The sequence below is a fragment of the Streptomyces sp. ATLC9 genome, assembly GCF_057196705.1.
Map to the genome: position 1 here is coordinate 1 of NZ_JBXUOY010000629.1, position 311 is coordinate 311.

Below are 311 nucleotides of genomic sequence, written 5' to 3' on the forward strand. Positions count from 1 at the left end.
CGTGGTCCCGATGCCGAACCCGGCCGCGAGCTGGGCATACGGGTGGCCGTTGCGGAGGTGGGCAAGAGTGAGCAGGGCCTGACGGCCGGCACTCAGGCGCCGCCAACGGGTACCGAGCTCTTGGCGGCGCTGACGGAGTTTGGCGGACAGGAAGCGCAGGGCAGAACTGGACACGTCGACGCCCGACGGGTAGACAAGCACACGAAGCCTCTGGTGGAGACGGATTTCTTGGTCGAAAACCCATCTACCAGGGGCTTCACCTGTCTGTCACCCCAACTGCCCCTCCAGCCGAACAGGTTGGAAAGAGCTCA

1 protein-coding gene is annotated in these 311 nt (G+C 65.0%); it reads right to left on the reverse strand.

Annotated features, from left to right (window positions below; genetic code table 11):
* A partial coding sequence (locus tag AC2CJA_RS27395) for a transposase family protein (RefSeq protein WP_484605302.1) occupies positions 1–201 on the reverse strand: 201 nt, incomplete at its 3' end.
* Positions 202–311: the final 110 nt, after the last annotated feature.